At 67.1% G+C, this 24,729-nt stretch carries 21 protein-coding genes and 1 riboswitch; of the genes, 10 read left to right on the forward strand and 11 right to left on the reverse strand.

Annotated features, from left to right (window positions below; translation table 11 throughout):
* From GCN74_RS20435 to GCN74_RS20450, 4 genes are all read right to left on the reverse strand, one after another.
* Positions 1-4,122, reverse strand: a 4,122-nt coding sequence (locus GCN74_RS20435) for a type I polyketide synthase (RefSeq protein ID WP_152258371.1), incomplete at its 3' end; no start/stop codon positions are given.
* Positions 4,109-5,620: a flavin monoamine oxidase family protein gene (locus GCN74_RS20440; RefSeq protein WP_193317177.1), complete on the reverse strand. Its 1,512-nt coding sequence runs from the start codon at positions 5,618-5,620 to the stop codon at positions 4,109-4,111. The genes GCN74_RS20435 and GCN74_RS20440, both read right to left, overlap by 14 nt.
* A gap of 8 nt (positions 5,621-5,628) precedes the next feature.
* Positions 5,629-7,467 (reverse strand): non-ribosomal peptide synthetase, encoded by a 1,839-nt coding sequence (locus GCN74_RS20445; RefSeq protein WP_152258373.1) that lies wholly within the window; start codon positions 7,465-7,467, stop codon positions 5,629-5,631.
* The gene (locus GCN74_RS20450; protein ID WP_193317178.1) at positions 7,445-8,662 is read right to left on the reverse strand and encodes an alpha/beta fold hydrolase; all 1,218 of its coding nucleotides are present in this window, start codon (positions 8,660-8,662) and stop codon (positions 7,445-7,447) included. Before GCN74_RS20450 ends, GCN74_RS20445 begins: the two co-directional genes overlap by 23 nt.
* 171 nt (positions 8,663-8,833) lie before the next feature.
* Between GCN74_RS20450 and GCN74_RS20455 the strand changes: the two genes are divergently transcribed.
* Positions 8,834-10,411 carry a hypothetical protein gene (locus GCN74_RS20455; protein WP_152258375.1) on the forward strand — a complete coding sequence of 526 codons (1,578 nt, stop codon included), beginning with the start codon at positions 8,834-8,836 and terminating at the stop codon, positions 10,409-10,411.
* A complete protein-coding gene (locus GCN74_RS20460) occupies positions 10,408-11,133 on the forward strand; it encodes an SDR family oxidoreductase (protein ID WP_226939135.1) in 726 nt (241 codons plus the stop codon). The genes GCN74_RS20455 and GCN74_RS20460 overlap by 4 nt, the downstream gene beginning before the upstream one ends.
* On the opposite strand, the gene GCN74_RS28850 is transcribed toward GCN74_RS20460, so the two are convergent.
* Together GCN74_RS28850 and GCN74_RS20470 are read right to left on the reverse strand one after the other, a co-directional pair.
* Complete coding sequence (locus GCN74_RS28850) at positions 11,130-11,405, reverse strand: hypothetical protein (RefSeq protein WP_226939136.1); 276 nt, start codon at positions 11,403-11,405, stop codon at positions 11,130-11,132. The genes GCN74_RS20460 and GCN74_RS28850 overlap by 4 nt on opposite strands.
* Before the next feature lie 99 nt (positions 11,406-11,504).
* Positions 11,505-12,131, reverse strand: a complete 627-nt coding sequence (locus tag GCN74_RS20470; RefSeq protein ID WP_152258376.1) for a TetR/AcrR family transcriptional regulator — start codon at positions 12,129-12,131, stop codon at positions 11,505-11,507.
* Between the two features lie 67 nt (positions 12,132-12,198).
* Here GCN74_RS20470 and GCN74_RS20475 point away from each other — a divergent pair, with 67 nt between their 5' ends.
* The 3 genes from GCN74_RS20475 (at position 12,199) to GCN74_RS20485 (ending at position 13,977) form a co-directional block, all read left to right on the forward strand.
* Entirely contained in the window at positions 12,199-12,717 is a 519-nt protein-coding gene (locus GCN74_RS20475) for a DUF2867 domain-containing protein (protein ID WP_152258377.1), read from the forward strand.
* 91 nt (positions 12,718-12,808) lie between these two features.
* Positions 12,809-13,420, forward strand: coding sequence for a nicotinamide riboside transporter PnuC (gene pnuC / locus GCN74_RS20480; protein WP_152258378.1), 612 nt, complete (start codon positions 12,809-12,811; stop codon positions 13,418-13,420).
* Positions 13,420-13,977: an AAA family ATPase gene (locus GCN74_RS20485; protein WP_152258423.1), complete on the forward strand. Its 558-nt coding sequence runs from the start codon at positions 13,420-13,422 to the stop codon at positions 13,975-13,977. Before pnuC ends, GCN74_RS20485 begins: the two co-directional genes overlap by 1 nt.
* 135 nt (positions 13,978-14,112) lie before the next feature.
* Here GCN74_RS20485 and GCN74_RS20490 read toward each other — a convergent pair whose 3' ends face one another.
* Together GCN74_RS20490 and GCN74_RS20495 are read right to left on the reverse strand one after the other, a co-directional pair.
* The gene (locus tag GCN74_RS20490) at positions 14,113-16,290 is read right to left on the reverse strand and encodes a TonB-dependent siderophore receptor (protein ID WP_152258379.1); all 2,178 of its coding nucleotides are present in this window, start codon (positions 16,288-16,290) and stop codon (positions 14,113-14,115) included.
* Between the two features lie 85 nt (positions 16,291-16,375).
* A riboswitch (TPP riboswitch) is annotated at positions 16,376-16,473 on the reverse strand.
* A gap of 65 nt (positions 16,474-16,538) precedes the next feature.
* On the reverse strand, positions 16,539-17,696 hold the full coding sequence (locus GCN74_RS20495) for an iron-containing alcohol dehydrogenase (RefSeq protein WP_152258380.1): 1,158 nt from the start codon (positions 17,694-17,696) through the stop codon (positions 16,539-16,541).
* 142 nt (positions 17,697-17,838) lie between these two features.
* Between GCN74_RS20495 and GCN74_RS20500 the strand changes: the two genes are divergently transcribed.
* Positions 17,839-18,144 (forward strand): hypothetical protein, encoded by a 306-nt coding sequence (locus GCN74_RS20500; RefSeq protein WP_226939137.1) that lies wholly within the window; start codon positions 17,839-17,841, stop codon positions 18,142-18,144.
* Between the two features lie 93 nt (positions 18,145-18,237).
* Entirely contained in the window at positions 18,238-18,717 is a 480-nt protein-coding gene (locus GCN74_RS20505; protein WP_152258382.1) for an Imm26 family immunity protein, read from the forward strand.
* A gap of 130 nt (positions 18,718-18,847) precedes the next feature.
* Here GCN74_RS20505 and GCN74_RS20510 read toward each other — a convergent pair whose 3' ends face one another.
* Both GCN74_RS20510 and ompR read right to left on the reverse strand, forming a co-directional pair.
* A complete protein-coding gene (locus tag GCN74_RS20510) occupies positions 18,848-20,206 on the reverse strand; it encodes a sensor histidine kinase (protein WP_152258383.1) in 1,359 nt (452 codons plus the stop codon).
* 13 nt (positions 20,207-20,219) lie between these two features.
* Complete coding sequence (gene ompR / locus GCN74_RS20515) at positions 20,220-20,921, reverse strand: two-component system response regulator OmpR (protein ID WP_223278807.1); 702 nt, start codon at positions 20,919-20,921, stop codon at positions 20,220-20,222.
* A 264-nt stretch (positions 20,922-21,185) separates the two neighbouring features.
* Between ompR and GCN74_RS20520 the strand changes: the two genes are divergently transcribed.
* Complete coding sequence (locus GCN74_RS20520) at positions 21,186-21,575, forward strand: hypothetical protein (RefSeq protein ID WP_152258384.1); 390 nt, start codon at positions 21,186-21,188, stop codon at positions 21,573-21,575.
* Between the two features lie 157 nt (positions 21,576-21,732).
* Positions 21,733-23,592, forward strand: coding sequence for a flagellar assembly protein A (locus GCN74_RS20525; protein ID WP_152258385.1), 1,860 nt, complete (start codon positions 21,733-21,735; stop codon positions 23,590-23,592).
* On the opposite strand, the gene arfB is transcribed toward GCN74_RS20525, so the two are convergent.
* Positions 23,593-23,991 (reverse strand): alternative ribosome rescue aminoacyl-tRNA hydrolase ArfB, encoded by a 399-nt coding sequence (gene arfB / locus GCN74_RS20530; RefSeq protein ID WP_034749850.1) that lies wholly within the window; start codon positions 23,989-23,991, stop codon positions 23,593-23,595.
* Between the two features lie 209 nt (positions 23,992-24,200).
* Here arfB and GCN74_RS20535 point away from each other — a divergent pair, with 209 nt between their 5' ends.
* Entirely contained in the window at positions 24,201-24,701 is a 501-nt protein-coding gene (locus GCN74_RS20535) for a chemotaxis protein CheW (protein ID WP_152258386.1), read from the forward strand.
* Positions 24,702-24,729 lie beyond the last annotated feature (28 nt).

Genomic DNA, 24,729 nt, shown 5'->3' on the forward strand with positions numbered 1-24,729 from the left:
GGCGGCGATGCTGCCGTCGGCCAGCCCCGCTGGCTGCGCGCGCACGGCGATGGCCGCGGCGGCGATGGCGTCGCCGCCGGCATCGCTGTCCACCCAGCTGACGTCGAGCGCCGGCAGTTCGCTGCGCAAGTTCGTTGCCAGCGCCTGCGCCAGCGCGCGGCGCGTGTGCGCGGCTTCGTCATCGGCATGGATGGCGATCTCGGCGAGACATAGCTGCAGGGGCTGGCCCGGCTGCCGGTCCAGCAGCACTTGCAGCGCCTGGCGCCAGCTGCCCACCCAGCGTGCCAGCGCGGCGGCATCGGCCGGCTGCGGGTGGGCCGGGTCCAGCAGGATCAGGATGGTGCGCAGCGGGGCCGCAGCCGATTCCGCGCCATGCAGCCTGCCATCGGCGTCCCACTGGGCATGGCGCGTATGCACGCCGGCTTCGGCCAGCCATTGCACGCATGCCGCAGGCAAGGTGCTGCTGGCTGCCGCGGCCACCAGCCATTGTTCGCCGGCAGCCGCGCGGGCCGGCTCGCCCGCAGGGACAGGGTGCGCCACCCAGTCGACCGCATGCAGCGGCAGGGGGGCAGGCACGTCCGGCGCGCCCAGGCCCAGGGCCGCGCAGCTGACTTCGCCCAGCACGCCGATGCAGCGGCCTTGCTCGGAATACAGCCGCAGTTCGCCATCGAGGAAGCCGGCGGGCGCTGGCCGCAGCACGGCCTGGCAGAAAATGCTGGCATTCCAGAGCGCGCCGGCGTCGAACCAGGCGCTGCCGACCGAGACCGGCACATAGGCCTGCGCCGGATCGCCGGCGCAGATGCCCAGGGCATGCAGGCAGTTGTCGAGCAGGGCCGCATGCCACACGGGCAGGCTGGCCGCGGGCGCGTCCGGCGGCAGGATGCGGACCCACAGCTCGCGGTCCGATACCCGGTGGCTGGCCTGTACCCGCTGGAACAGGGGACCGTAGCTCACGCCGCGCTCGCGGTAGTGTGCATAGAAGGGCGCGGCATCGTCCCACCGCGCCGCGGCGCCCGGAGCGTCCGCGCCGTCGGGGCGCGGCGCGGCGCTCCAGCAGGCGCGCACTTCCGCGTGCAGCGCCCGCGCCTGTGCGGGTGCGCTGTAGCGCAGCTGATACGCCTGCCTGGCATCGGGGCCGCCGATTTCCACCGTCAGCGGGGTAGCGGTGCCGGCCGCCAGCGCCAGCGGCTGGTGGATCAGCAGATCCTGCAGCGTCAATTGCCGCGCGGCGGCGCCTGCCGCCTGCGGCAGCCAGCGTTGCGCCAGGCTGAAGGCGCTGGACAGATAGTACATGCCGGGCAGGACGGCAGCGCCATGGATGACGTGCTGCTGCAGCCAGCTGTCGCCGGCCTGGGGATCAAGGCTCAGTTCATGGCGTATCGCCAGCGCCGCGACCGGCGGCACGGGCGCCGTTGCGGCGGCGCCCTGGAGCGGCAGGCCGGCATGCCACGAGGCCGGCTGGAAGTGCTCGCGCTGGAATGGATACAGCGGCAGGCCGTCCGGCACCGGATGCGCGCCCTGGGCGGCGAATTGCTGCATCGCCTGGCGCGGATCGAGCGCGCCCTGTTCGTTCAGGATGCCCATTGCGCGCAGCACGGTGGGGACGTCGTCGTGGCGGATGTCCAGGCTGGGCAGGCAGGGGATGGCGCGGCCGGACAGGCGCGCGGCGCTGGCGGCCAGCGAGGTCAGCACGGCGCGCGGGCCGATTTCCAGCACCAGGTCCGGCGCGTCCGCCAGCAGGCGCGCGATGGCGCCGGCAAAGTCGACGGGCGTTTGAATCTGTCCGCTCCAGTAGCGCAGCTGGTCGACGCCATGTTCCAGCGCGGCCGGATCGTCACCGTCCACCGAGCTGTAAAACCGTATCGCGGCGGTTGGCGCGCGCAGCGCCGGCGCCATCGCCGCACAGCTGGCAGTGAACTGTTCTGCCGCCGGCGCCATCAGCGGCGTATGGAAGGCGCCCCGGGTGGCCAGCGGCGTGCAAACCAGGCCGGCGTCCGTGGCGGCCTGCGACAGTTGCGCGAGCGCCGCGGCGTGGCCCGCCACCACCACCGATTGCGGGCCGTTGCGCACGGCGATCCAGAGCGCCGCTTCCGCGGCGCAGATGCGTTCGAGCAGTGGCGCCAGCTGCTGCGGCGTGGCGGCCACGGCCAGCATGGCGGAGTCGCTGGCGGCGCAGGCCGCCTCCATGGCGTCGGCCCTGGCCAGCAGCATGCGCACGGCCACGTCGAAGTCCATCACGCCGGCCACGCAGGCTGCGGCGTATTCGCCAACGCTGTGGCCCAGCACTGCTACCGGCCGCAGGCCCAGTGCGCGCCAGAATTCGGCCAGCGCATACTCGATCAGGAACAGCGACAGCTGGGCGCTGCGCTGGCGTTCGCGTCCGCTCGGCTGGCGCAGCTCGGCGGCGCCGGCAAACAGGGTGTCGAGGATGGGCGTGGCGTCGCCCGCCAGGCGGTCGAGGCGGGCGGCCAGCGGATCGAGCAGCGAGCGGAACAGGGTGTTTTGCAGGTACAGCTGGCGCGCCATGTTGGTGTACTGGCTGCCCTGGCCGGTGAACACGAGGGCGACCCTTGCCTTTGCCGGGCGCGCCCGCAGCGGCGTGTCCAGGCGGCGCAGCAGCTGCGCCGCCAGATCGGCGGCATTGTCGCCGCTGACGCACAGGCGCGCCTGGTTCCACAGCTGGCGATGGAACAGCGCATGCTGGCAGGCGGCCGCGGCGGAAGGCGCATCCGCGCGCGCCAGCCAGCCGGCATAGTACTGCACCAGCGCCTGCAGTGCGTCGGTGCTGCGGGCCGACAGCTGCAGCAGCTGCGGGCCGTCTGTCATGGCCGGCGCCGGCGTACGGCCGGTTTCGCCGAGCAGCACGTGCGCATTGCTGCCGCTCATGCCGAAGGAGCTGACGCCGCCGATGCGGCGGCTGTCGCCGGGCCAGGCCAGCGCTTGCGCGGGCAGGACGGCATGCGGCAAGGCGCTGGCGACGGCATCGTCGATGTCGTGCGCATGGCAGTGCGGCGCGATGCGGCGCTGATGCAGGCACAGCGCCATCTTGATGATGCCGGCAATGCCGGCCGCGCCTTCGCAGTGGGCGATGTTGGCCTTGGCGGCGCCGAGGAACAGGGGCGTGTCGCGCTGGCCGAAGACCTCGCCCAGCGCGGCCAGTTCGATGCGGTCGCCCAGTTCCGTGCCGGTGCCGTGGGTTTCGATGTGCGATACCTGTTCCGGCGTCAGGCCGGCGTCGCGCAGGGCCTGTTCCATCAGGCGCCGCTGGGCGCTCTTCGATGGCGCGGTGATGCCGTTGCTGCGGCCGTCGCTGTTGATGGCGCTGCCGAGCACGTGGGCGTACGCGCGCATGCCGCGCGATGCCGCATCGGCGGCCGGCAGCAGCACGATGGCGCCGACGCCTTCGCCGCGCGCGAAGCCGTCGGCATGGCGGGTGAAGGGCTTGCAGCGGCCGTCGGCCGCCAGCATGCCGGCAGCGGCGAGGTCGGCGCTGTAATCGTGCGCGAGGATCAGCGACACGCCCGCCACGATGGCCATGCCGCAGCGCCCTTCGCGCAGCGCTGAAACGGCCTGGTGCAGCGCTACCAGCGACGATGAACAGGCCGTGTCGACCACCAGGCTGGGGCCTTCCAGCCCGAAATGGTAGGACAGCCGGCCGGCCGCCATGCTGCCCAGCGCACCGCGGCTCAGGTAGCCGTTATAGTCGCCGCTGGCGGCCATGCGCCGGCCGAAATCGCTGGTGCTGACGCCGACAAACACGCCGCATGGCTTGCCGCGCAGCGCGGCCGGATCGAGGCCGGCATCCTCGAGCGCGTGGTAGGCGCATTCGAGCAGAAGGCGGTGCTGCGGGTCCATGTAGGCGGCTTCCTTGGGCGCGATGCCGAAGCTGCCGGCGTCGAACAGCCACGGCGAGCGCCGCAGATAGCCGCCATGGCGGGCGGCGGCGGCCAGGCCGTCGCGGGTGGCGCTGTCGAAGCGCTCGGCCGGCAAGGCGCCCGTGGCGTCGACGCCATGCATCAGCACGTGCTCGTAGCCGGCCAGGGTGTCGGCCGGGCCGGGCAGTTCGCAGGCCATGCCGACGATGGCGATGTCGCTCGGGGAGGGGAGGTCAATGGCGTTCATGGTCAGATCCTTGATGGGAGGAAGGCGCGGCTGCCGGCAGCGCCTGCAGCACGCGCTGGGCCGAGCGCAGCGCGCCTTCGAAAAAGCCCTGGAAGTCGGAATAGGCTTCGCCGCAGATATGCACCTGCGGCGCGCGGCCGTCCTGGCCGATGGCGAACGCGGCCAGGGTTTGCATGACCTGTTCCGAATCGCGCCCCGGTTTCCAGAAATGCACGCCGGCACCGAAAGGCGCCGCGCTCCAGTCGCACAAACCCCATTCGAGCAGGTGCGGCTCGTCGTCGCGGCCAAAGGTCTGCTGCAGGGTGCGCACCAGCGCCTGCCGCAGGCGCTGGTCGCTGCTGCGTACCGGCCGGTCCTTGTGGGGGAAGCGCGCGCCCGGCGCATCGCTCAGGTTGGCCCAGTAATGGCACCACGGGTCATCGTTGTAAAACATCGCCAGGCCGTAGGCTTCGGGCTTGTCCGGATGCGATTCGAAGTGGGCGGCGCGGGTCGTGGCGCCTTCGCCGCTGCCGGGCGCGGCGCCGGGCGCCCACCAGGGATCGGCCATCACGCACGAGGCCCAGACGATGGGAAAGCACAGCACGGCGTCCAAGCAGGCCTGCACGGGCGCGGGCAGCGAGGGGGCCAGCGATTCCAGGGGGCTGCGCGGCAGGGCCAGGATCAGGCGCCGGGTGCGCAAGGTCACGGGCGCGCCCGCATGCCGCAGCTGCAGATCGACTCCGCCATCGGCGCCCTCGCCGAAGGCCAGCAGCTGGTGGCCCACGTGGATGCCGACGCCGGCCGCGCGCACGGCCTGTTCGGCCACATCGATCAGCGCCTGCATGCCGCCGTGCGGAATGTACGACGGGCGCTGCATCAGGCGCATGTCGAGCAGCTGGCAGATCCAGTCGGCCGCATTGGGATTCTGGTTCTTGAAGTTGTAGAACGCGCCTTTTTCGCGCGTAAACTCGACGGCTTCATGGCTCAGTACCTCGGCCAGCACGTTCCACATGCCCTGCCGGTACAGCGGACGTCCGCCAAACTGCGCCAGGCGGCGTAAGCGGGCCTTGTCGGCGGCGCGGCCCGGGCGGTCCAGCCGGTCGGCGGCCAGCGGCCACTGGTCGCCAAGGACCTGCGCGATGCCGTGCCACAGCAGCGCCCAGGCGACGTCGCCGCCGGCGGCCTGCTGCACCACGGCACGTTCGGCGGGCGTCAGCCGCGCCTGGTCCGGGCGGATGGCCGAGCAGGCCTCGTGCGACGTGATGGGGGTGACGGCGAGCCCCAGCTGCCGCACAAAATCGTCCATCAGGGGCTGCAGGTCCGGTTCGATGCGCACCGCGCCGAATTCGGCGCGGAACTCGCCGTCCAGCATGGGTTCGGTCTGCACGCGGCCGCCCACCGCTTCCAGCGCTTCGAACAGCTCGATGCGCAATTCAGGCTGGCGCCGCTTGAGCTGCAGCGCCAGGTACAGGCCCGTGATGCCGCCGCCGATGATGCAGATATCGCTGCTGGTTTGCATGCTCATCCTTATGCCATGGCGTGGTCGGCGGACGCGGCGCTGTCATGCTGCCGCGCGGCGATGGCTTGCGCCAGCAGTTCCAGCGTGAAGAATTCAAACAGTTCTTCGGCACGCAGGCGCACGCCGAAGTCCGTGCTGATGCGCAGCGCATACATCTGCACGCCGAGCGAATCGAGGCCCAGTTCGGCAAACGGCAGGTCGTGCTCGAGGGCGGCGCCGGGCGTGCCCAGCGTGTCGGCCAGGGCCGCTGCCAGCCGGTCTATGCAGGCGGCCGCCGGCGCCGCTGCCGGCGCCGGCGCGGCCTCGCCGCCGAACATGGCTTGCAGGGATTTGCGGTCCGCCTTGCCGCTCAGCGCCTGGCGCGGGATCTCGCGCAGCGGCAGGTATTGCTTGGGCAGCCAGGCAGGGGGCAGGGCGCGGGCGGCATGGGCGGCCAGCGCGTCGAGCCAGCGGACGTCGGCCTCGGCGCCCGCCCGGGGCACCAGCGCCGCGACCAGGCGCGTCCCCGCCAGCAGGGCGGTGACGTCGTCCAGCAGCCCGGAGTCGAGCAGCACGGCTTCGATTTCCGCCAGCTCGACCCGCTGGCCGTTGACCTTGACCTGGTCGTCGACGCGGCCGATGCAATGCAACTGGCCCGTGGCGTCGACGCGGCAGACGTCGCCGGTCAGGTACAGGCGCCGGTACAGCTCCGCGGATTCGGGCTCGGACAGCGGATTCGGAATGAATTTGCGCGCGGTTTCGGCGGCATCGTTGACGTAGCCGTTGGCCAGGGCGGCGCCGCTGATGCACAGTTCGCCTTCGAGGAAAGGACTGAGCCGCTGCACCCGGCCTTCCCCGTCGCGCAGGTAGAAGCGCGTGTGCGGCACGGGCTCGCCTATCGGCAGCGAATCGGCGGGCTGGCCGTCATAGCGCCAGGCGCTGGCCATGATGGTTGCTTCGGTCGGTCCGTAGACGTTATGGATGCCGGCGGCCGGTAGCAGCGCGCTGGCGCGTGCCGCCAGCGCCGGCCGGAAGACCTCGCCGCCGACGCACATGGCGCGCATGGAGGTGCAGCGCTCCACGCCCGGCGTCTGCAGGATCAGGCCGAGCATGGTGGGCACGGTGGTCATGTGGGTTGCCTGGTGGCGCTCGATGGCGTCGACGATGCGGTCGCCGTCGATGTTGCGCTCGCCGCCCAGGAAGGCGATGCGGGCGCCGACCATCAGCGGCGCCATCAATTCATGCATCGACGGGTCGAAGCACGGATGTATGCTTTGCAGCCAGCAGTCGCCGGCCTGGACGTTCAGGTAGCGCACGATCCAGCTGAAATGGTTGTAGGCGGCCGCGTGCGAGACCGCGACGCCCTTCGGCTGGCCCGTCGACCCGGAGGTGAAGATGATGTACAGCGGCGCCGTCACCGGCACGGGCGGCGCCATGTCGGCATTCGACAGGCCGAGGGCGTCGTGCTCGGCCTGCGCGCAGGGCAGCACGTTCAGCGTGGTCTCGGCCGCCATGCGGCGCTCGCTCAGTGCCGTCAGCAGCAGGCGCACGCCGGCCTGCCGGGCGATGCGCTGCAGGCGCTCGGTCGGACATTCGATATCCACGGGCACATACACGGCGCCGCACTTGGCCAGCGCCAGCAGCAGCAGGGTCCGGCTTGGCTCATGCGCGCTGCAGACGGCGACGCTTTCCCCCGGCCGGACTTGATGCACCGCCTGCAGCAGGCGCGCCAGGCGATTGGCGCGCGCATTCAGTTCGCCATACGGTACGGTGCTGCTGGCCGAGCACAGCGCCGGCAGCGCGGGCGTCAGGCGGGCCTGGCGCTCGACCAGCTGGTGCGGATATTCAGGAGTGTAGGGTGTGCTCATGGTTGGACTCTCGGTGCGTTTGTATCAGTTGGGCCAGGCTGTCGGCATGGGGTTCGGCCAGCATGGAAAAATGGTTGCCGGGGACTTCGATGCCCGGCTGGCGGTAGGCCAGGGCGGCCGCGTTCCAGCTGGCGATGAACGGCTGCCGGGCATGCAGGCGCAGGCAGCTGTCGCCGTCGGCGCCGCCCGGCGTGGGCCGGTAGCGCTGCAGCAGGGCCAGGCAAGCATTGCGGTTGCTTAACACTTCATCGATGCGGCCCTTGGGCATGCGCTGCGCGATGCGCGCCGCCAGCTCGCCGGTATCGAGCCGTCCGGCGACCTGCTGCTCGGACATTTCGGGATGCAGGGCCAGAAACAGGGTCAGCATTTCGTTGCCGGCGTCGCTCTGGCGGTCGCGCGCGGCCATGGCCAGCGAAGGGTCCAGCAGCACCACCTGCTCGACCTGCTTGCCGACGCTGCGCAGTATCAGCGCCATTTCGGTCGCGACGATGGCGCCGAAGGAATGGCCGCCGATGCGGTAGGCCGCCGCGGGCGCAGTGCTCAGCAGCAGCCTCACGTAGTGCGCCGCCAGGGTCTGTATGCTGGCCTGGCGGCGGCCGGCCTGCCGCAGGCTGAATGCATACACGCGGCAATTCAGGCGGGCTGCCAGCGCGGCAAACGGCGCGGCGCTGCCGTCGGCGCCATGCACCAGATACAGCGGCGGCTGCGGCGTGACGGCCCGCGGCAGGCCCAGCGCGCGCGACAGTTCGACGATCGATTCGGCTTCCAGCGTGTGCGCCAGGCTGGCGGCGGCCAGCTGCCAGGCTTGCTGCAGGGCCTGGCCGCCCGGCGCGCCGCGTATGCTCCAGTCGTCATTTGGCAGCGGGTCGGACGGCGCCAGTATCACGCTGCGCTGGGGCGTGCGGATTTCAATCCTGGCGAGCGTCAAGGCCTGCGCCGGGCTGCAGGGGGCGCTGCCGGCCGCGGGCGCCTCGCACGCGTCCAGCAGCTGCCGCAGCCATGCCGAGGCATCGTCGCCGGCCGGTTGCAAGGGCAGTCCCGTCCAGTGCAGCAATATCTGCGTCCGGTGGCCGTAGATTTGCTGGCAGGCATGTAGCAGTGCCGCCAGCAGGCTCAGTTGTACTGGCTGGCCGTACAGCCGGGACATGTGCTGGCGCAGCTGTTGCAGCGTGTCGCGTGAAGATGGAGGACTCATGCGGGTGATCCAGTGTAGGCGGTTGGAGCGGGCCATTGGACTACAGATGGGGGCACCGTATAACTGGAGGAAATGACAGTTTCGGCGCGGGGGCGAGGTTTCTATACTTGTCCGCGATTCGCCCGTCGGCTGATGCCTGCGGCCCTGACCATGTCGCCTATGAGGAATTCAATGGAAACCCCAACCGTCTCTGCCACGCAAGTCATCCTGGACGATGTGCGCGCGTATTTGCAGAGCAAAAGCAATCTGCCTGTCACCGAGGAGCACGCTACTACCAAGCTGCTGGCCAAGTCGTTTGACGAGGAGGAAATCCGCCATCGCCGCGCCGCGTTTGCCACCAATGGCGAGATCGACTGTACCGCGGTGCTGGCGAACTACGAGTTATTGCACGGTATTAAATACCTGGACCGCCTGATCAATAACAGCGGTCACGAGGTGCCGGCCCGCGCGGCCATCGCCATCTTCCGCGGCGCCGAGATTTGCCTGAACAACCTGGTGGTGCTGGCGCGCCGCATCACCGACGACGTCAAGCGCGGCCATATGGCCGATGCGTCGCTGAAGATCGGCTGGGCCAATCGTTTCCACGAGACCTTGTACAGCCTGTCGCAGCTGCTGGTGCAGGTGGACCAGGGCGGCCGGCAGGGCGACAGCATCAGCATCCGCGATTCGGCCGTATTCCAGGATTATCTGGTGCAGGCGGCCCGCATGCACGCCATCCTGCGCGCCGAGGCCACCGAGCAGCACAGCGACCTGGGCGACAAGGATCTCGACGACCCGCAGCGCTTTGTATTCTTCCACAGCTTCGTCAACAGCAATTACGAAGCGATCTGGCTCAGCGCGATGGAGCAGGTGCGCCTGCCTGGCGTGGTGCGCGAACCGGGCGAGGACGCCGCGACGTTCTATCAGCGCCTGATCCAGAATGACGAGGTGCGCGAAGCGGTCAACTGCGTCGACCTCAAGGACCCGACCTGCCTGATGCAGTTCCGCGCCTACCACCAGATCAGCGAAGTGCTGGTGGGCCTGGTCAATGAAGTGGCCAGCGAGATCATCGTGGCCTTGCTGGGCAACGAGCAGGCCACGTTCGGCGCGCACGCGCGCTCGCTGGCCCTGTGCAGCAAGCTGCTGCAGGTGGTGACCGACAATATCCGTCCCATCGTCCGCACGCTCAGCCCGAAAGCCTATTTCGCCATCCGTCCGGCGCTGGGCATCACCAGCGGCTCGCATTCGCACAACTTGCGCAAGGGGCTGTTCCTGACGATCTATCCGTCGCTGGTCAAATCCCTGCGTCTGCAGCTGGCGGCGATGGACGAACAGCTGGCGGCCGACGACGAGCGGCTGCAGCAGATCGTGCTGGCGCTGCTGCAGCAGCACGGCGACCCGCGTGCCGACATCCTGCGCCAGGTGGTGTACATGCATCAGTACGTCCGTACCTGGCGCGACGAGCACATGCAGTTCGTCAAGACGCAGATCGGCGTCAGCCCCGAGGACATGACGCCTACCGCATCGATTTCGGGCGCCGAAAACGCGGCGGTGACGGCCAATGGCTTCCGCCAGGCGCACAAGAACGATCCGATCGCCCCCTTGTATCAGGCCCTGCTCGGCAAGTCGCCGATACCGCCGCTGCCTATCGTGCACAAGGGCGGCTTCGACGAATACATGGCGCATTTCACCGCCAATGCGGTGAAAGAAATGTATGCCGACGTGCAGGACCGCGCGCAGCGCAAGCGTCCCGCCAGGATGGCCAGTTGAGCGGCCTGCCGCTGGTGGTGGTGACCGGCGCCGGTTCCGGGATCGGCGCGGCGGTGGCGCGGCGATTCAGCGCCGCCGGCCATCCGCTGCTGCTGATCGGCCGCCGCGAGGCGGCGCTGGAGGCGCTGGACTTGCCGCAGTCCATCTGCGCCGCGCTGGACGTGGGCGACGCCGCGGCGGCGCAGGACGCCGTGCACCTGGCGGAGCAGCGCTACGGCGCCGCTGACTGCCTGGTCAACAGTGCCGGCGTCATGCGGCTGGCCGATGCCGCCGGGCAGGATGCGGCGGAGTTTGCCGAGATGCTCAATACCAACGTCGTCGGCAGCGTCAACCTGATTCAGTGCGTGCTGCCCGGCATGCTGCGCCAGCGGCGCGGCACGGTGTTCAATGTCAGCTCGATCGCCGGCCGCCAGGCGTTTCCCATGCATGCCGGCTATTGCGCCTCCAAGTTTGCCGTGCACGGCTACACGGCGGCACTGGGCCTGGACATGGCTGCGCACAATATTCGCGTCAGCACCGTCTCGCCCGGGGTCGTCGAGACGCCCCTGCTGCGCAGCACCACCTCGGCGCCGGCGCGCGCCATGTTCGAGCAGTGGCTGGACACGCTCGATTCCCTGCTCGCCCCGGAAGACGTGGCGGGCATCATCGCGTTTGCCTACCAGTTGCCGCAGAACGTGTGCATGCGCGAAATCTTCGTCACCTCCACCTCGCAGGGCTCCTAGCGGCGGTGCGGGGAAATCACGGCCATCCCCGCCAGCGCGGCGCGCGCCGCCAGCCGGCCGAAAAAATACTCCGCTTGCCGTTTCGGCACGCTGTGCGCGATAGCGGCGGGCAGGGCGATGCCATGTTCATGGAAGGCGGCGGCGCGGAAGGGATATGGCTGGTAATGAATGACGGTGATGGGCAGTGCGCCACCGTCGCCGTCGCCCGCTTCGTGGATGAAGGGCTGGGGAAGCTGCTGCGTCCCGGCCATGATCATTTCTGCACGCTTCATTGCCCCCGCTCTTTCATGGAAATGGACATAGACTACCCGATTGCCGCCATCGAGAACGTGATTTTCGCCCATCGCCGCTGCTGCGCAACGGGATGACTGTCATGGCGTCCCATGCGGGGCCTGCCGCAGAGCTTCCACCGGCAACTGGAAGAAGCGCGGCACCATGGCGGGCGACAGCTCGTCGCCGCCGTCCGTCATGGCCAGCCGGCCGCTGAGCAGCAGCATCACGTAGCCGTGGCCCAGCGACCAGCCGGCGCTGGCGGCGGCCTTGTCCCAGCGCGCATCGAGGCCCGCTTCGCGCACGGCCGCGCCGGCCGTCTGCAGCACATAGTGAAAGCACGCCTGCGCCGCCTCCTGCAGGGCGGGAAACTGGCGCACGTCCTGGTGTTCGAACATCAGCCGGTAGTGGGCGGGCGCGGCCAGGGCGAATTCGATGTATTGCTGGCCCAGCAGCTGAAAACGCTGCTCGGCGGGCAGGCTGGCCGGCGGCGGCAGTTCCGCCTCCCACTTGGCGATCAGGCTGGCGAAGCCGGCCGCCGCCACGTGGGCCAGCAAGGCTTCCTTGCTGGGGAAGTGGCGGTACACGGCGGCGATCGACACGCCCACCGTGCGCGCCAGTTCGCGCAGCGAGAGGGCGGCGTCGTGCTGCTGCGCCAGTTGCGCGATGGCGGTGGCGACCAGGGTGTCGCGCAGGTTGCCGTGATGATAGGTACTCGTTGTCGTCATTCGATGTTATCGCTGTTCACATTGTCGTGTATGATGGCCATGTTATCACTGAACACATGGAGAGCATATGCAAGAGATGAGCAACGTGGTGCGCGCCGTGGCCTTGCCGCCCGGCGCCGGCATCGCCCCCCTGTATCCGGGCAGCAACCTGGCCGACGCGTATGCCGTGGGGTTGCCTACTGCGCAGGCGCGCCAGATGGACATGCAGAGCCTGGCGCGCCAGCTGCTGGGCAGCCAGCCGGGCTGGGCGCGCAGCCTGATGGTGCTGCGCGACGCCATCGTGGCGCGCTTCGGCATCCAGACGGCCAGGCAGCTGGAAGCCAAGCCAGGCAAGCGCATCGGCATCTTCCGCATCTATGCCGTCAGCGACGACGAGATCATCCTGGGCGAGGATGACAGCCACCTGGACTTCCGCCTGTCGGTGCTGCGCAACAGGGACGCGGGGCGGCACGGCAGCGTGACCGTGGCCAGCGTCGTGCACTGCCACAACTGGGTGGGGCGCGCCTACATCCTGCTGATCCGGCCTTTCCACAAGCTGATCGTGCGGCGTTCGCTGGCACGGGCCGTCAGGCAAGGCTTTGCCTGAGCGGCCTGGGCAGGGAACGTGACGGTGCGGGCAATCTTGCTTATTCATGGCCGGTATTGCATACTGCACCACCAGCCTCATCACGATTCCCATGAACGATACGCTTCTCCTGCTGGGTTTTGCCACCACGCCGCTTGAACTGATTTCCTTTGTCCTGGCACTGACAACCGTTGCGCTGAACATCCGCCAGAATCACTGGGCGTGGCTGTTCGCCATCATTTCCTCGGCCGCCTACGGTTTCGTGTTTTTCGAATCGCGCTTGTATGGCGACATGGCCTTGCAACTGCTGTTCATCAGCGTCTCGTTCTGGGGCTGGTACCAGTGGCTGCATCCGGCCAGCGGCGGCAAGACCCTGCCCGTCACGCGCCTCGATGGACGCGGCTGGCTGGCCTGCGCCGCGGGCTGGCTGATCGGCTTCCTGCTCATCGCCTGGCTGCTGACGACGACGGATACGGACGTGCCCCATGCGGACGGCTTCCTCACGGCCGGCAGCCTGGTGGGCCAGTTCCTGCTGTCGCGCAAAAAACTGGAAAACTGGATCGCCTGGATCATCGTCGACGTGCTGTACGTGTGGCTGTACGTGCACAAGGGCCTGACCCTGACGGCCGTGCTGTACGCCTTCTTCGTGGTCATGGCCGTCATCGGCTTGCTGGCGTGGAAAAAGTCGGCGCCAGCTGCGCCCGGCGCCATGGTTCTCAAGTGATGGCGCCTCTGGTGCGCGTGGCCATCCTGGGCGCGGAGTCGTCGGGCAAGTCGACCCTGGCGGCCGCGCTGGCCGGGCGCCACGGCACCGTCTGGGTGCCGGAATACTTGCGCGAATTCGTCGAGACGCAGGGCCGGGTGCCCGTCGCGGCCGACCAGTTTGGCATTGCGCGTACGCAAGTCGAACGGGAAGCGGCCGCTGCCGCGCTAGCCCGCCGCTTCCTGTTTTGCGACACGACGCCGTTGATGACGGTGGTCTACAGCCGCCATTATTTCAATGGCGCGGACGCGCCGCTGGCGGCGCTGGCCGATGCCACGCAGTACGACCTGACCTTGGTGACGGCGCCCGACAGCCCGTGGGTGGCCGACGGCTTGCAGCGCGAGTCCGAAGCCGTGCGCCAGCTGATCTATCGCTACCTGCTCGACGAGCTCGATGCGCGCGGCATCGTCTACCACGTGCTGCGCGACAGCCTGGAGGCGCGCCTGGAACAGGCGGCGCCTTTGCTGCAGCAGGCGCTGCATGCAGCGCCTGCTATTTCTTTTCCTTGCAACACCTGACAAAACCGTAGCGAGCGGTAGCGAGGCTCGGCGCCCCCGTTGGCCCGAGAAGCGCAGCTGTGCGAAGCAGGGGCCGCCGAGGCAGTGCGCATCGGAAGCCGCAGATCTCGACGCGCACTAGGTTTGCTTAGGTGTTTAAAAGTCGAACTGCGCCGAAACCTTGAACGTGCGGCTGGCGCCCGGGTACAGGTAGCCATCCGATTCCGGCGTCACGTCGCGCCAGTAGAACTTGTCTGCCACGTTGTTGACGGCGGCGCGCAGCACGGCGCGCGTGCCGGCGATGCGCGTGGCGTAGGCGGCGCCCAGGTTGAACACGTGGTACGACGGCACGAAGGTGGTGTTGTTGTACTCAAATGCTTTCTTGCCCGCATATTCCCAGCTGCCGTTGACGCTCAAGCCCGCCACCTGCTGCACGGCGTAGTCCGCATGCACGGCCGCCTTGAAGGCGGGCACGTTGGGCACGCGCTTGCCGTCGAGGTCCGCATTGCCCGTGCCCGACTGCTGGCTGTTCAGGGCCGTCACGGAGGCGCCCAGGCTCAGGTTGGACGATGCCTTGCCCTGGGCCGACAATTCCAGTCCCCGGTGCTGCGCCTGGCCTTCGCGCACGAAGTTGTAGGCGCTCTTGCTGCTGTCGACGTACTGGTTGAATTCCAGGCCCTTGCGGATCTGGAACAGGCTGGCCGCCACCATGAAGTCCGGCGTCACATCCATCTTCACGCCCACTTCAAGCTGCTTCGAGCGGCTGGGCGTCAATTCCACGTTGGCGTTGACGGCCTTGCGGTCGGCCGTGCCGCCATGTTCCATGCCTTGCGAATAGGCCGCATACACGGACAGATTGTCGAGCGGGGTGTAGACGAGCGAGACGTTGGGCAGCAGGAAATCGTGCTTGGCGCGGATTTCCGTATCGGCCTTCAATACGTACTGGTAGCCGTCGACATTGATATGGCGCAAGCCGCCATGCAGTTTCCAGTCCGGTGCCAGGCTGACGATGTCCTGCACGAAGACGGAGTTTTCCGTGTCCTTGCGCACCAGGCGCACGGGGCCTTGCACGCCCGTCGACATGTCGACGATCTGCGGGTGGTAGATGTTGCTCACGCCGGCCCAGTCGTACACGTACAGGCCGGCACGGTCCTTGCGGCGGAAGGTCGAGACGCCGGCCGTGAATTCATGGCGCAGGGAACCGGTGGCGAATTTGCCCTGGATCATGGCTTGCGCGCTCAGCGGTTTTTTCGTCTCGCCCAGGCTGCGGTAGTCGTACACGTCGAAGTCGCCATTGCCGCAGAAGCCAGGGTACAGGTCTTGCGCGCTGCAGCCGTACGGGAAGGCCGTGTAGTCGTCGCGCTTGAACGAGTGCTGGTTGGCCGACAGGGTGGCGTGCCAGTCGTCGCTGAACGCGTACTGGAAGCGCAGGCCGAGATTGCTGGTGACGGTTTCCACGGGGCGCGTCCACGGCTGCAGGTTGAGCATGGCGTCGGCGCTGATGCCGGTCGGCAAGGTCGTGTTGTTCAGCAGCTGGAAGCCGGGCGCTGTCGCCTGCGCCTTGTCCTGGTAGTCGGCATCGATCTGCAGCAGCGCCTGCGGCGAGATTTGCCAGTCGAAGGCGCCGGAAATGAACTTGCGGTTGCCATCGGCGCCCTTGATGTAGGAGCGCAGGCGCTCGGCCGCCACGTTGATCCGGTAGCCGAAGCGCGTGTCTTCCAGGCGGCCGCCCAGGTCGACGGCGCCGTACACGGTGCCCCGCTCGCGCGTTTCCACGGTGACCGTGCGCAGCGGTGCGGCGGTAGGGCGCTTGACGATGAAGTCGATCACGCCGCCCGGCGCGGCCACGCCTGCCTGCAAGCCGGCCAGGCCCTTCAGCACTTCGATGCGTTCCTTGTTTTCCAGCGGAATTTGCGTGTCGCCTGGAATGGCCACGCCATCCTTGCGGTAGCTGGAATTGTTGTCGAGCTTGAAGCCGCGGATGGAAAACTGTTCCGCATAGCCGACGGCGTTGTAGGCGTCGTTGATGCTGGTGTCGAGCTTGACGGCATCGCTGAGATTACGGATCTGCAAGTCCTGCATGTCTTTTTGCGAAATGACGGTGACGGACGCGGGCGTCTGCAGCAGCGGCGCGTCACTGAAGCCGCCCACGGACGCGCGCTTGGCGGCCGGCGCCTTGCTGGCCGTGACGATGACTTCGGTCATGCTCTGGGCTTGCGGGTCGGCCGCTTCGGTGGTGTCATTCGCGGCAAAGGCGGGCGCGGCAAACGCGTGCAGGATCGCCAGGGTCAATACAGGACGGGAAAAATGCGCAGATAAATTCGGTGTGGACATAGATTGCTCGTGGTTCAAGCCGTCTCGGGAAAGAGCACGGCAGGCTGCTTGTTCGGCTGGCGCCAACGCAGGAGCTATCAAAGGAGGGAGGTACTTTGCGCTTTCCTTCGCTGGCATTATCCAGATCAGGTACGAAGGGTATCTCTCACCCGGATGACTGCTCCAGGACCCCTAGCGGTTGACAGCTTAGCATGAACCACGGCCGCCTGTCCCCCTGGCTGACCGTTTTACAACAGTGTCGCCCGCAACTACAGGCTCAGTTCCAGCACCTTGCGGCTGACGGCGGGCGTCACTTCGCGCTGTTCGCCCAGCGCCGTCATGCCATGCGCTTCCAGCGCGGACACGACGGCGTCCACGCTGGCGTGGTTCAGGCCGTAGTCGGCCAGGCGCGTCTTGACGCCCATGTGGCGGAAGAAGAATTCCGTGCGGGCGATGGCGGCTTCGATGCGGCCCTCCTCGTCGCCGCCGTCCAGGCCCCACACGCGGGCTGCGTACTGCAGCAGCTTGGCGCGCTTGGCCTGCTTGCGCACGCGCAGCATGCTGGGCAGGATGATGGCCAGGGTCTGCGCGTGGTCGAGTTCGTACAGGGCCGTCAATTCGTGGCCGATGGCGTGCGTGGACCAGTCCTGCGGCACGCCCACGCCGATCAGGCCGTTCAAGGCCAGGGTGGCGCTCCACATCACGTTGGCGCGCACGTCGTAGTCGTCCGGCTGCGACAGCGCTTTCGGGCCTTCCTCGATCAGGGTCAGCAAGATGCCTTCGGCGAAGCGGTCCTGCACGGAGGCGTTCACAGGGTAGGTCAGATACTGTTCCATCACATGCGCAAACGCATCGACGACGCCATTGCCCACCTGGCGCAGCGGCAGGGTAAAGGTCTTCGACGGGTCCAGCACGGAGAATTTCGGATACACCTTGCGGCTCATGAACGAGCGCTTTTCCTGCGTGGCCTTACGCGTGATCACGGCCGAGCCATTCATTTCGGACCCCGTGGCCGGCAAGGTCAGGACGGTGCCGAAGGGCAGGGCGGCCTCGACGATCTTGCCGCCTTTCGCCAGGATGTCCCACGCTTCCCCCTCGTGCAGGGCGGCGGCGGCGATGAACTTGGTGCCATCGACCACGGAGCCGCCGCCGACGGCCAGCAGGAAATCGATGCGCTCGCTTTTCACCATGGCCACGGCCTGCATCAGCGTTTCATAGCTGGGATTGGGCTCGATGCCGGCAAATTCCAGCACCGTATGGCCGGCCAGCGCCGCCTTGACTTCATCGTAGACGCCGTTCTGCTTGATGCTGCCGCCGCCGTAGGTCATCAGGACGCGCGCCTGTGGCGGAATCAGGCCGGCGATGGCGGCGATCTGGCCCTGGCCGAAGAGGATTTGCGTCGGATTGTAAAAGTCGAAATTGAACATGGGGCTCCTGCCGCTGAGGTTTAGGCTGTTGCTGAGCCATGATTATGGCCGAACGGGGGGAAACGTGCCGTGGACGCTTGAGCTTTTCGTCCGCGCGGTGGAGAATGCAGCCGATGTCACCACCACGCGAAAAGGAATGCGCATGACCACCGTCCCACTGGAAGAAACGGGCTTGCCGGCCACGGCACTCGACATGCACCGCGCCATCGGCGCCACCATCGCCGCGCTGCAGGCGCTGGACTTGAACGGCCAGCGTTTCGAGGCGTGCACGGACCCGGAACTGCGCCGCGTGCTCGCGCATGCGGGCGACACCAGCCGCAAGGAAGCGGCCATGCTGCTGGAATGGATGCGCCGCCGCGACGCGCGCCTGGACGCGGCCATGAAGGAAGCGCTGTTCAAGGCGGGGCCGATTGTTGCCCAGTATCACTATGACGAGAAAATATTGTAACTATTGGTTTGTTGCTGTGACGTACCATGCGCCACATAGGCCCCGCTTCGCGTAGACTGTGCCCCGAACACGATTTTGGGGGAGTTTGCAACGATGAGATCATTACCATACCGCGAAGGCAGCTGGTTTGCCGTGCCCTTGCCGGGCGGCGGCTATGCCGTCGGCGTGGTGGCGCGCACGGCGCCTGCCGGACGCATCATGCTGGCCTATATGTTCGGGCCGAAGCGCGACAGCCTGCCGGCACTGGAAGAACTGGAAGGCTTGCGGCCGGAACAGGCCGTGCGCCGCCTGCGCACGGGCGACATGGCCCTGCTCAACGAGCGCTGGCCCCTGCTGGGCGACAGCCGCCACTGGGAACGCGATGCCTGGCCCATGCCGGCCTTTATCCGCCGCAATGAATCCCTGCAGCGCGCCTGGCGCGCCAGCTATGCGGACGGGGACCCTGCCAAGCTGGACCGTGAGGAATCGATTCCCTTCGACACGCCGGGCATGGAAAGCGATTCCCTGTACGGCTACGGGGCAACGGAATTGCTGATGAATAAATTGCTGGCGCAGGAGCAGGCGTCCGCTTGACCGTTGCCGGGCGGCGGAGACGCGGGAGCCGGCAGCGCAGGTCGGATTAGCGCCTGGCGCGTAATCCGACAGGAATAGGCAACAATGTGGTCGGATTACGCGAGGCACTCGCTGATCCGACCTACGTCGCCTATGCCGCTGGCAAGCTGATCTGAAACGCCAGTCCGCCGCCTTCGCGGTTGCGCACCTGCAATTCGGCGCCATGGCGCAGCAGCACGCGGTCGACGATGGCCAGGCCCAGGCCTGCGCCATTGGCCTGCCCGCGCGCCGTGTCGAGGCGGGTGAACGGCTTCATCAATTGCTCGATCTTTTCCGCCGGCACGCCCGTGCCGTGGTCCTGCACCTCGATAATCACCTTTTTCACGCCATGGCTGGTGCGCACCTGGCAGGCGATGTCGATTTCCGTCACATCGCTGCCCGGCGTCTTGCCATAGCGGCGCGCATTTTCGATCAGGTTGTTCAGCACGCGGCGCAAGTCGGTGGGATTGCCCATCGCATGCGCGCCGTCGGCGATGGTGGCGTTGATTTTGACGTCGGGCAGGCGCATGGCTACGCGCGCCATGTCGCTGAGCAAGCCGCTCAGGTCCACATCGGTAAAGCTCGACGCTTCCGTCGGCTTGGCGTAGTCGAGGAACTGGCCGATGATGGCGTCCATCTGCCCGATATCGGACTGGATGCCTTCGCGCGCCTCGTCCGACAGGTTTGCCATTTCCACTTCCAGCTGCATGCGCGCCAGCGGCGTGCGCAAATCGTGCGAGATGCCGGCCAGGATCACGGCGCGGTCCGATTCCACCTGTTTCAGATCGTCGACCATCTGGTTGAAGCTGCGGTTCGCCTCGATGATCTCGATCGGGCCTTTTTCCGGCAGCGGCGCCGGCTGCTTGCCCTTGGCGATGTCGCGCGCGGCCGCCGTCAGGCGCGACAGCGGCAGATTGATCAGGCTGGAAATGATGGCTGCGCCCAGCAGCGACAGCAGCGACACCAGGCTGGCCCAGCCCAGCCACTGGAAGCCCGTCAGGCCGCGCAGGCGCTCGCGGTCCAGCATCAGCCAGTACTCGTCGTCGTCGATCTTGAAGCTGACCCAGAAGCCGGCCACGCCGTTGACGCGCGCGGAAAAGCGCGTGTCCTTGCCCAGCTTGGCCTTCACCAGCGCCTCGATGTCGGGCATCAGGTAATTGTCGGGCGGCGGCTCGATGCGGTCGTCCTCTTCCAGCGAGAAGATGCGGATGCCTTCATTGCTGACGAGGTCGAACAGCAGCTCGCGGCGCAGCTCGGGCGCCGAGTGCGTCAGTGCCGCATGCGTGATGGTGACGACGGAAATGATCTGGGCGGAAATCTGCTGCGCCTGCGGCTCGCGCTGGATGACGGAAATCATGCCGATCCAGGTGATCATGCTGACCGTGGTCAAGGTGCCGAGCAGCAAAAAGGTGCGCCAGAACAGGCCGCTTTTCAGCCGCGCCAGGCTGATATCGGGAACAAGCTTCATCATGCCTCGCCAGCGATCAGCGCGGTTGTCCGTCCGGGATGAAGACGTAGCCCAGGCCCCACACGGTCTGGATGAACAGCGGGCTCGACGGGTCCGGCTCGATCAGCTTGCGCAGGCGCGAAATCTGCACGTCCAGGCTGCGGTCGAACACTTCGTATTCGCGCCCGCGCGCCAGTTCCATCAGTTTTTCGCGCGACAGGGGCTGGCGCGCATGGCGGGCAAACACTTTCAGCACGGAAAATTCACCCGTGGTCAGGGGCACCGTTTCGCCATTCTTTTTCAAGGTGCGCGTGCCCAGGTCCAGCACGAAGTCGCCGAACTCGAAGGTTTGCGGCGTTTCCGACGGCGCGCCCGGGATTTCATCGGGACCCTTGCGGCGCAGCACGGCGCCGATGCGGGCCACCAGTTCGCGCGGGTTGAACGGCTTCGGCAGGTAATCGTCGGCGCCCATTTCCAGGCCCACGATGCGGTCCACGTCCTCGCCCTTGGCCGTCAGCATGATGATCGGCGTCTGGTCGCCCGCGCCGCGCAGGCGGCGGCAGATCGACAGGCCGTCTTCGCCGGGCAGCATCAGGTCGAGCACCAGCAAATCGTAGCGTTCGCGCAGCCACAGCTTGTTCATGGCCGTCGCGCTCTCTGCCGTAAAGACATTGAAGCCCTGTTCGGTCAGGTAGCGGCGCAGCAGGTCGCGCAGGCGCACATCGTCATCGACCACCATGATTTTTGCCTGGTGGCCGTGGATCGATTGCGTTGTTGTATTGCTGCCGGATGTGGAGGTTGTGGTCATTTAGGGTGTCGTGTTATCTTATATTAGTTGCTATAGTAACGCCTCGCGCGGCGTCGGCAAGGGGCTGTGGCGACCCATTACAAAGTGTTACAAACTTTACCCAATTACTCTTACTGCACCGTGTAAAGCATCATACACTGGGGCCACAGTGGAAATCAGCTTTAAGTTTATACGGCATCGCGGAAGAGGAACTCAATGAATATCTTTACTAAAAAAATTCACGCCGCTCCCAGCGCAGCTATTGCCGCACGTACGACTGTGCTGTCCGCATTTGCCGTTTGCTCCGTGTTTGCCGCCAGCGTGGCGCTGGCACAAAACCAGCCGCCGCCTCGCCGTGACGACCAGCAGCAAATGCAGGCCCAGCGGTATGAACAGGTACAGCGCAGTAACAGCAATGATACGCGACTGCGCGAACAGCGTGACGCACGCAGCTTCGACACGCGCGCCGAAGAGCAGCGCCGCGTCAACGAAGGCGCCGATGCCTCGCGCCGCACGGGCCGCATGACGCCCGACGAACGGCGCGACCTGCGCCGCCAGATCAATGAAGTGGGCCAGGATATCTATTCGAATCCGCCGCGCCGCTAGGCTTCGCGCCTCCCATCCGACAGGGCCATCTCGCAAGACATGGCCCTGTTTGCATCTGGTAAACACATTTTTGCCGAGTCAGGCACACGGCCACGCCCCGTGATATTGTTCAGTGCACTGAGGCAATTCTCTGAATTTGTTGCTGGGGAGGCAAGGCGTGAGCGACGACGACACACCCGTTCCTGATGCGGTCCAGGCTGGCGGCTTGCCGCATGGCCTGCTCCAGCGCGACGCGGGCGTGTATTTCGACCTGTCCCTGGCGCCCGCGCAGTTGCGCGCCGCCGTCGACCAGCTGTTCCTGTCGGGGCAGCTGCTGGCGGGCCTCGATTACGGCTTGTTCCTGCTGACCCTGTTCCATGCCCCCGCGCCCCGCGCCGCGCCCAAGGGCGACGCCTTGCTGCGCATCGCCGTCCGCGTGGCGCCATTCCCGCCCCAGCGCCGCGCGCTGTATAAACAGATCAAGATCCGCGGCGACAGCGCCGAGTTTTACTTTGAAGCGCTGGCGCCTGAGGCGGACGGCCAGATGCCGGCCCGCCGCGAGTTTGACGAGCTGGTGGCCGACCTGTGGGGCAAGGGCGTGCATTACGGTATCGATGCTGTGGCCGTGCGGGCCATTCTCGACAGCGGCAAGGCCGAGCGCATCACGGTGGCGCGCACGCTGCCGCCGCAGCCGGGACACGATGCGCAACTGGTCGAAGTGTCGCAAGGCATCCACCGCGACGATGCGCCGCGCGAACGCTCCGATGGCCGGCTGGATTTGCTCAGCTTCAAGAACCGCTTTCCGCAAGTGAAAAAACACGCGCGCCTGCTGCGCCTGCTGCCGGGCACGCCCGGCTTGCCCGGCTACGACCTGGCCGGCAAGGCGCTGCCGCCGCCCGCGCCGCTGGAACTGGACCTGGCCACGGTGGCGGGGGTGGGCACGGCGGTCGAGCATTTCAGCGATGGCGACTACGTCGTCGCCACCCAGGATGGCTATGTGAATGTCGATGAGCACGGCAAGATTTCCATCGAAAACAAGATCGTCAGCCGCGAAGGCGTCAGCAGCCGCACCACGGGCAATTTGAAGCTGCGCGCCGCCTACGAGGAATATGGCGAAGTGCAGGAGCAGCGCCAGCTCGACGGCAGCGACATCACCATCCATGGCGACGTGTATGGCCATCTGCACTCGCATGGCGGGCTGATATGGCTCAAGCGCAACCTGGTGGGCGGCACGGCCTTCAACGAACACGGCGACGTGCGCGTCGAGGGCGTGGCCTCCGGTTCCGTGCTGCAGGCGCTGAGCGGCGAAATCCACTTGAAGCGGGCCGAAAGCTGCGTCATCGCTGGCACGCGCGTGGTGATCGACAGTGCCAGCAATTGCGAGATCATCGCCGACGAGGTCGTCATCGAGCTGGCCGAAGGCTGCGCCGTGGCGGCACGCACCATCCGCATCGGCAGCGCCGGTCCCCGCAAGCAGGTGGAGATGCTGCTGTTTCCCCTCGTGCCCGACCTGGGCCCGCTGGAGCAAAGGATCGCGGACGGCCTGGCAAAGGCCGCGCAATTTTTGCAGGTGCAGCACAAGCGCCAGCAGGAAATCGATGCCATTGCCCAATTGCCCGAGGTGCGCAACTACCTGACCCTGGCGGGCCAGCTGCGGCGCGGCGAGCTGCAGCTGCAGCCGGCGCAGCAGTTGCAGTACGACAAGCTGGCCGCGCGCATCGCCCCCGTGCTGAAGGAAGTGGCGCGGCTGCGCGTGGACGTCAAGCAGTCGGAAATCATGCACGGGCAAATGCTGGCGCTGGTGGCGCAAGTGCGCCAGGAGCGGCAGGCGGCGGCCGGCCGGACGCGCTGCACCCTGGGCCTGATCGATGGCGAAACGGCCGTGCGCGCGCTGGTCGTGCCGCCCGGGCCGGCCAAGGTCTACGACCGGCCGCCCAAGGAAATCAAGGCGCTGCTGCGCAGCGCCACGCCGGCCACGCAGCCCGTGTTTGCGGACAGCACGGGCAGCCTGGACTGGACGTACTCGCCACCACCGTAATCAATCCGTGACCTTGCCGCGCGACTGCTTCAGCACGCTGTGCGTGCTCTTGCTGTCGAGGCGTCGCCGCTGCGAGCTGCGCGTGGGCTTCGTGGCGCGGCGCACGGCGGGCAGGAAGGTCACGCTGTCGATGATTTCCTGCAGCCGGCGCAAGGCTTCTTCCTTGTTCTGTTCCTGGCTGCGCGACTGCTGCGCCTTGAGCACCAGCACGCCATCCTTGCTGATGCGGCTGTCGCGCAGGGCCAGCAACCGTTCCTTGTACGCTTCCGGCAGCGACGAGGCGGCGATGGGAAAGCGCAAATGGATGGCGCTGGAAACCTTGTTGACATTCTGCCCGCCCGGGCCCTGGGCGCGGATGGCGGAGAATTCGACTTCGGCGGGGTTGACGAGGTGTTGCATGGCCTGCCTGTGGGGAAACGATGTCCGTATTGTAAGGCAAGTGGCGCGGGACTGCGCCGGCGCAAGGCCGTGGCGGCAGGCAGTGATGTCTTCCGGGAAAGTTGCGCTTTCTCAACGCCGCCCAGGGCGATGCTGGTTAGCATGGGGCCAAAGTTGCATCGTTGCGCCACTGCGCATCCTGGCAGCGCTTACCGGATGAAAGGATCATCATGCAGCCCACGACTACGCCTGGCGCCGCAGCAACGGCCGAAGCCGGCACCGCGCACTACCTGACGCAGTACTTGAGCTTCCGGCTGGGCGGCCTGGAATACGGCCTCGATTACCGCTGCGTGCGGGAATTGCGCCCGCTCAAGGAGCTCGACCGTTTTTCCTCGGAAGGGGAAGTGCTGCACAGCGTGGCCGTGTCGCGCGGCGTGATCATCCCCATCGTCGACATGCGCGCCGCGTTCGGCAGCGCCCAGGGCGCACCCGACCCGTCCACCGACGTGATCATCCTGCAGCTGAGCAATGGCGTGATGGGCATGGTGGTCGATGGCGTCACCGATATCGTCAGCCTGGCGCCCGCCGACATCGCCGCCGTGCCCGGCCTGGGCGAGACGGAAGCGGACTACTTGCTGGGCCTGGGCACGGTGGCGGGACGCCGGCTGATCCTCGTCGACATCGACCGCCTGATGGCGATCCGCAGCGCCAGCCCGATGCAGGTGGCCTAAAAAAAAGACGACCCGATGAGTCGTCTTG

The sequence above is a fragment of the Janthinobacterium sp. FT14W genome (assembly GCF_009208755.1).
In the GTDB taxonomy this organism is placed as follows: Bacteria; Pseudomonadota; Gammaproteobacteria; order Burkholderiales; family Burkholderiaceae_D; genus Janthinobacterium; species Janthinobacterium violaceinigrum.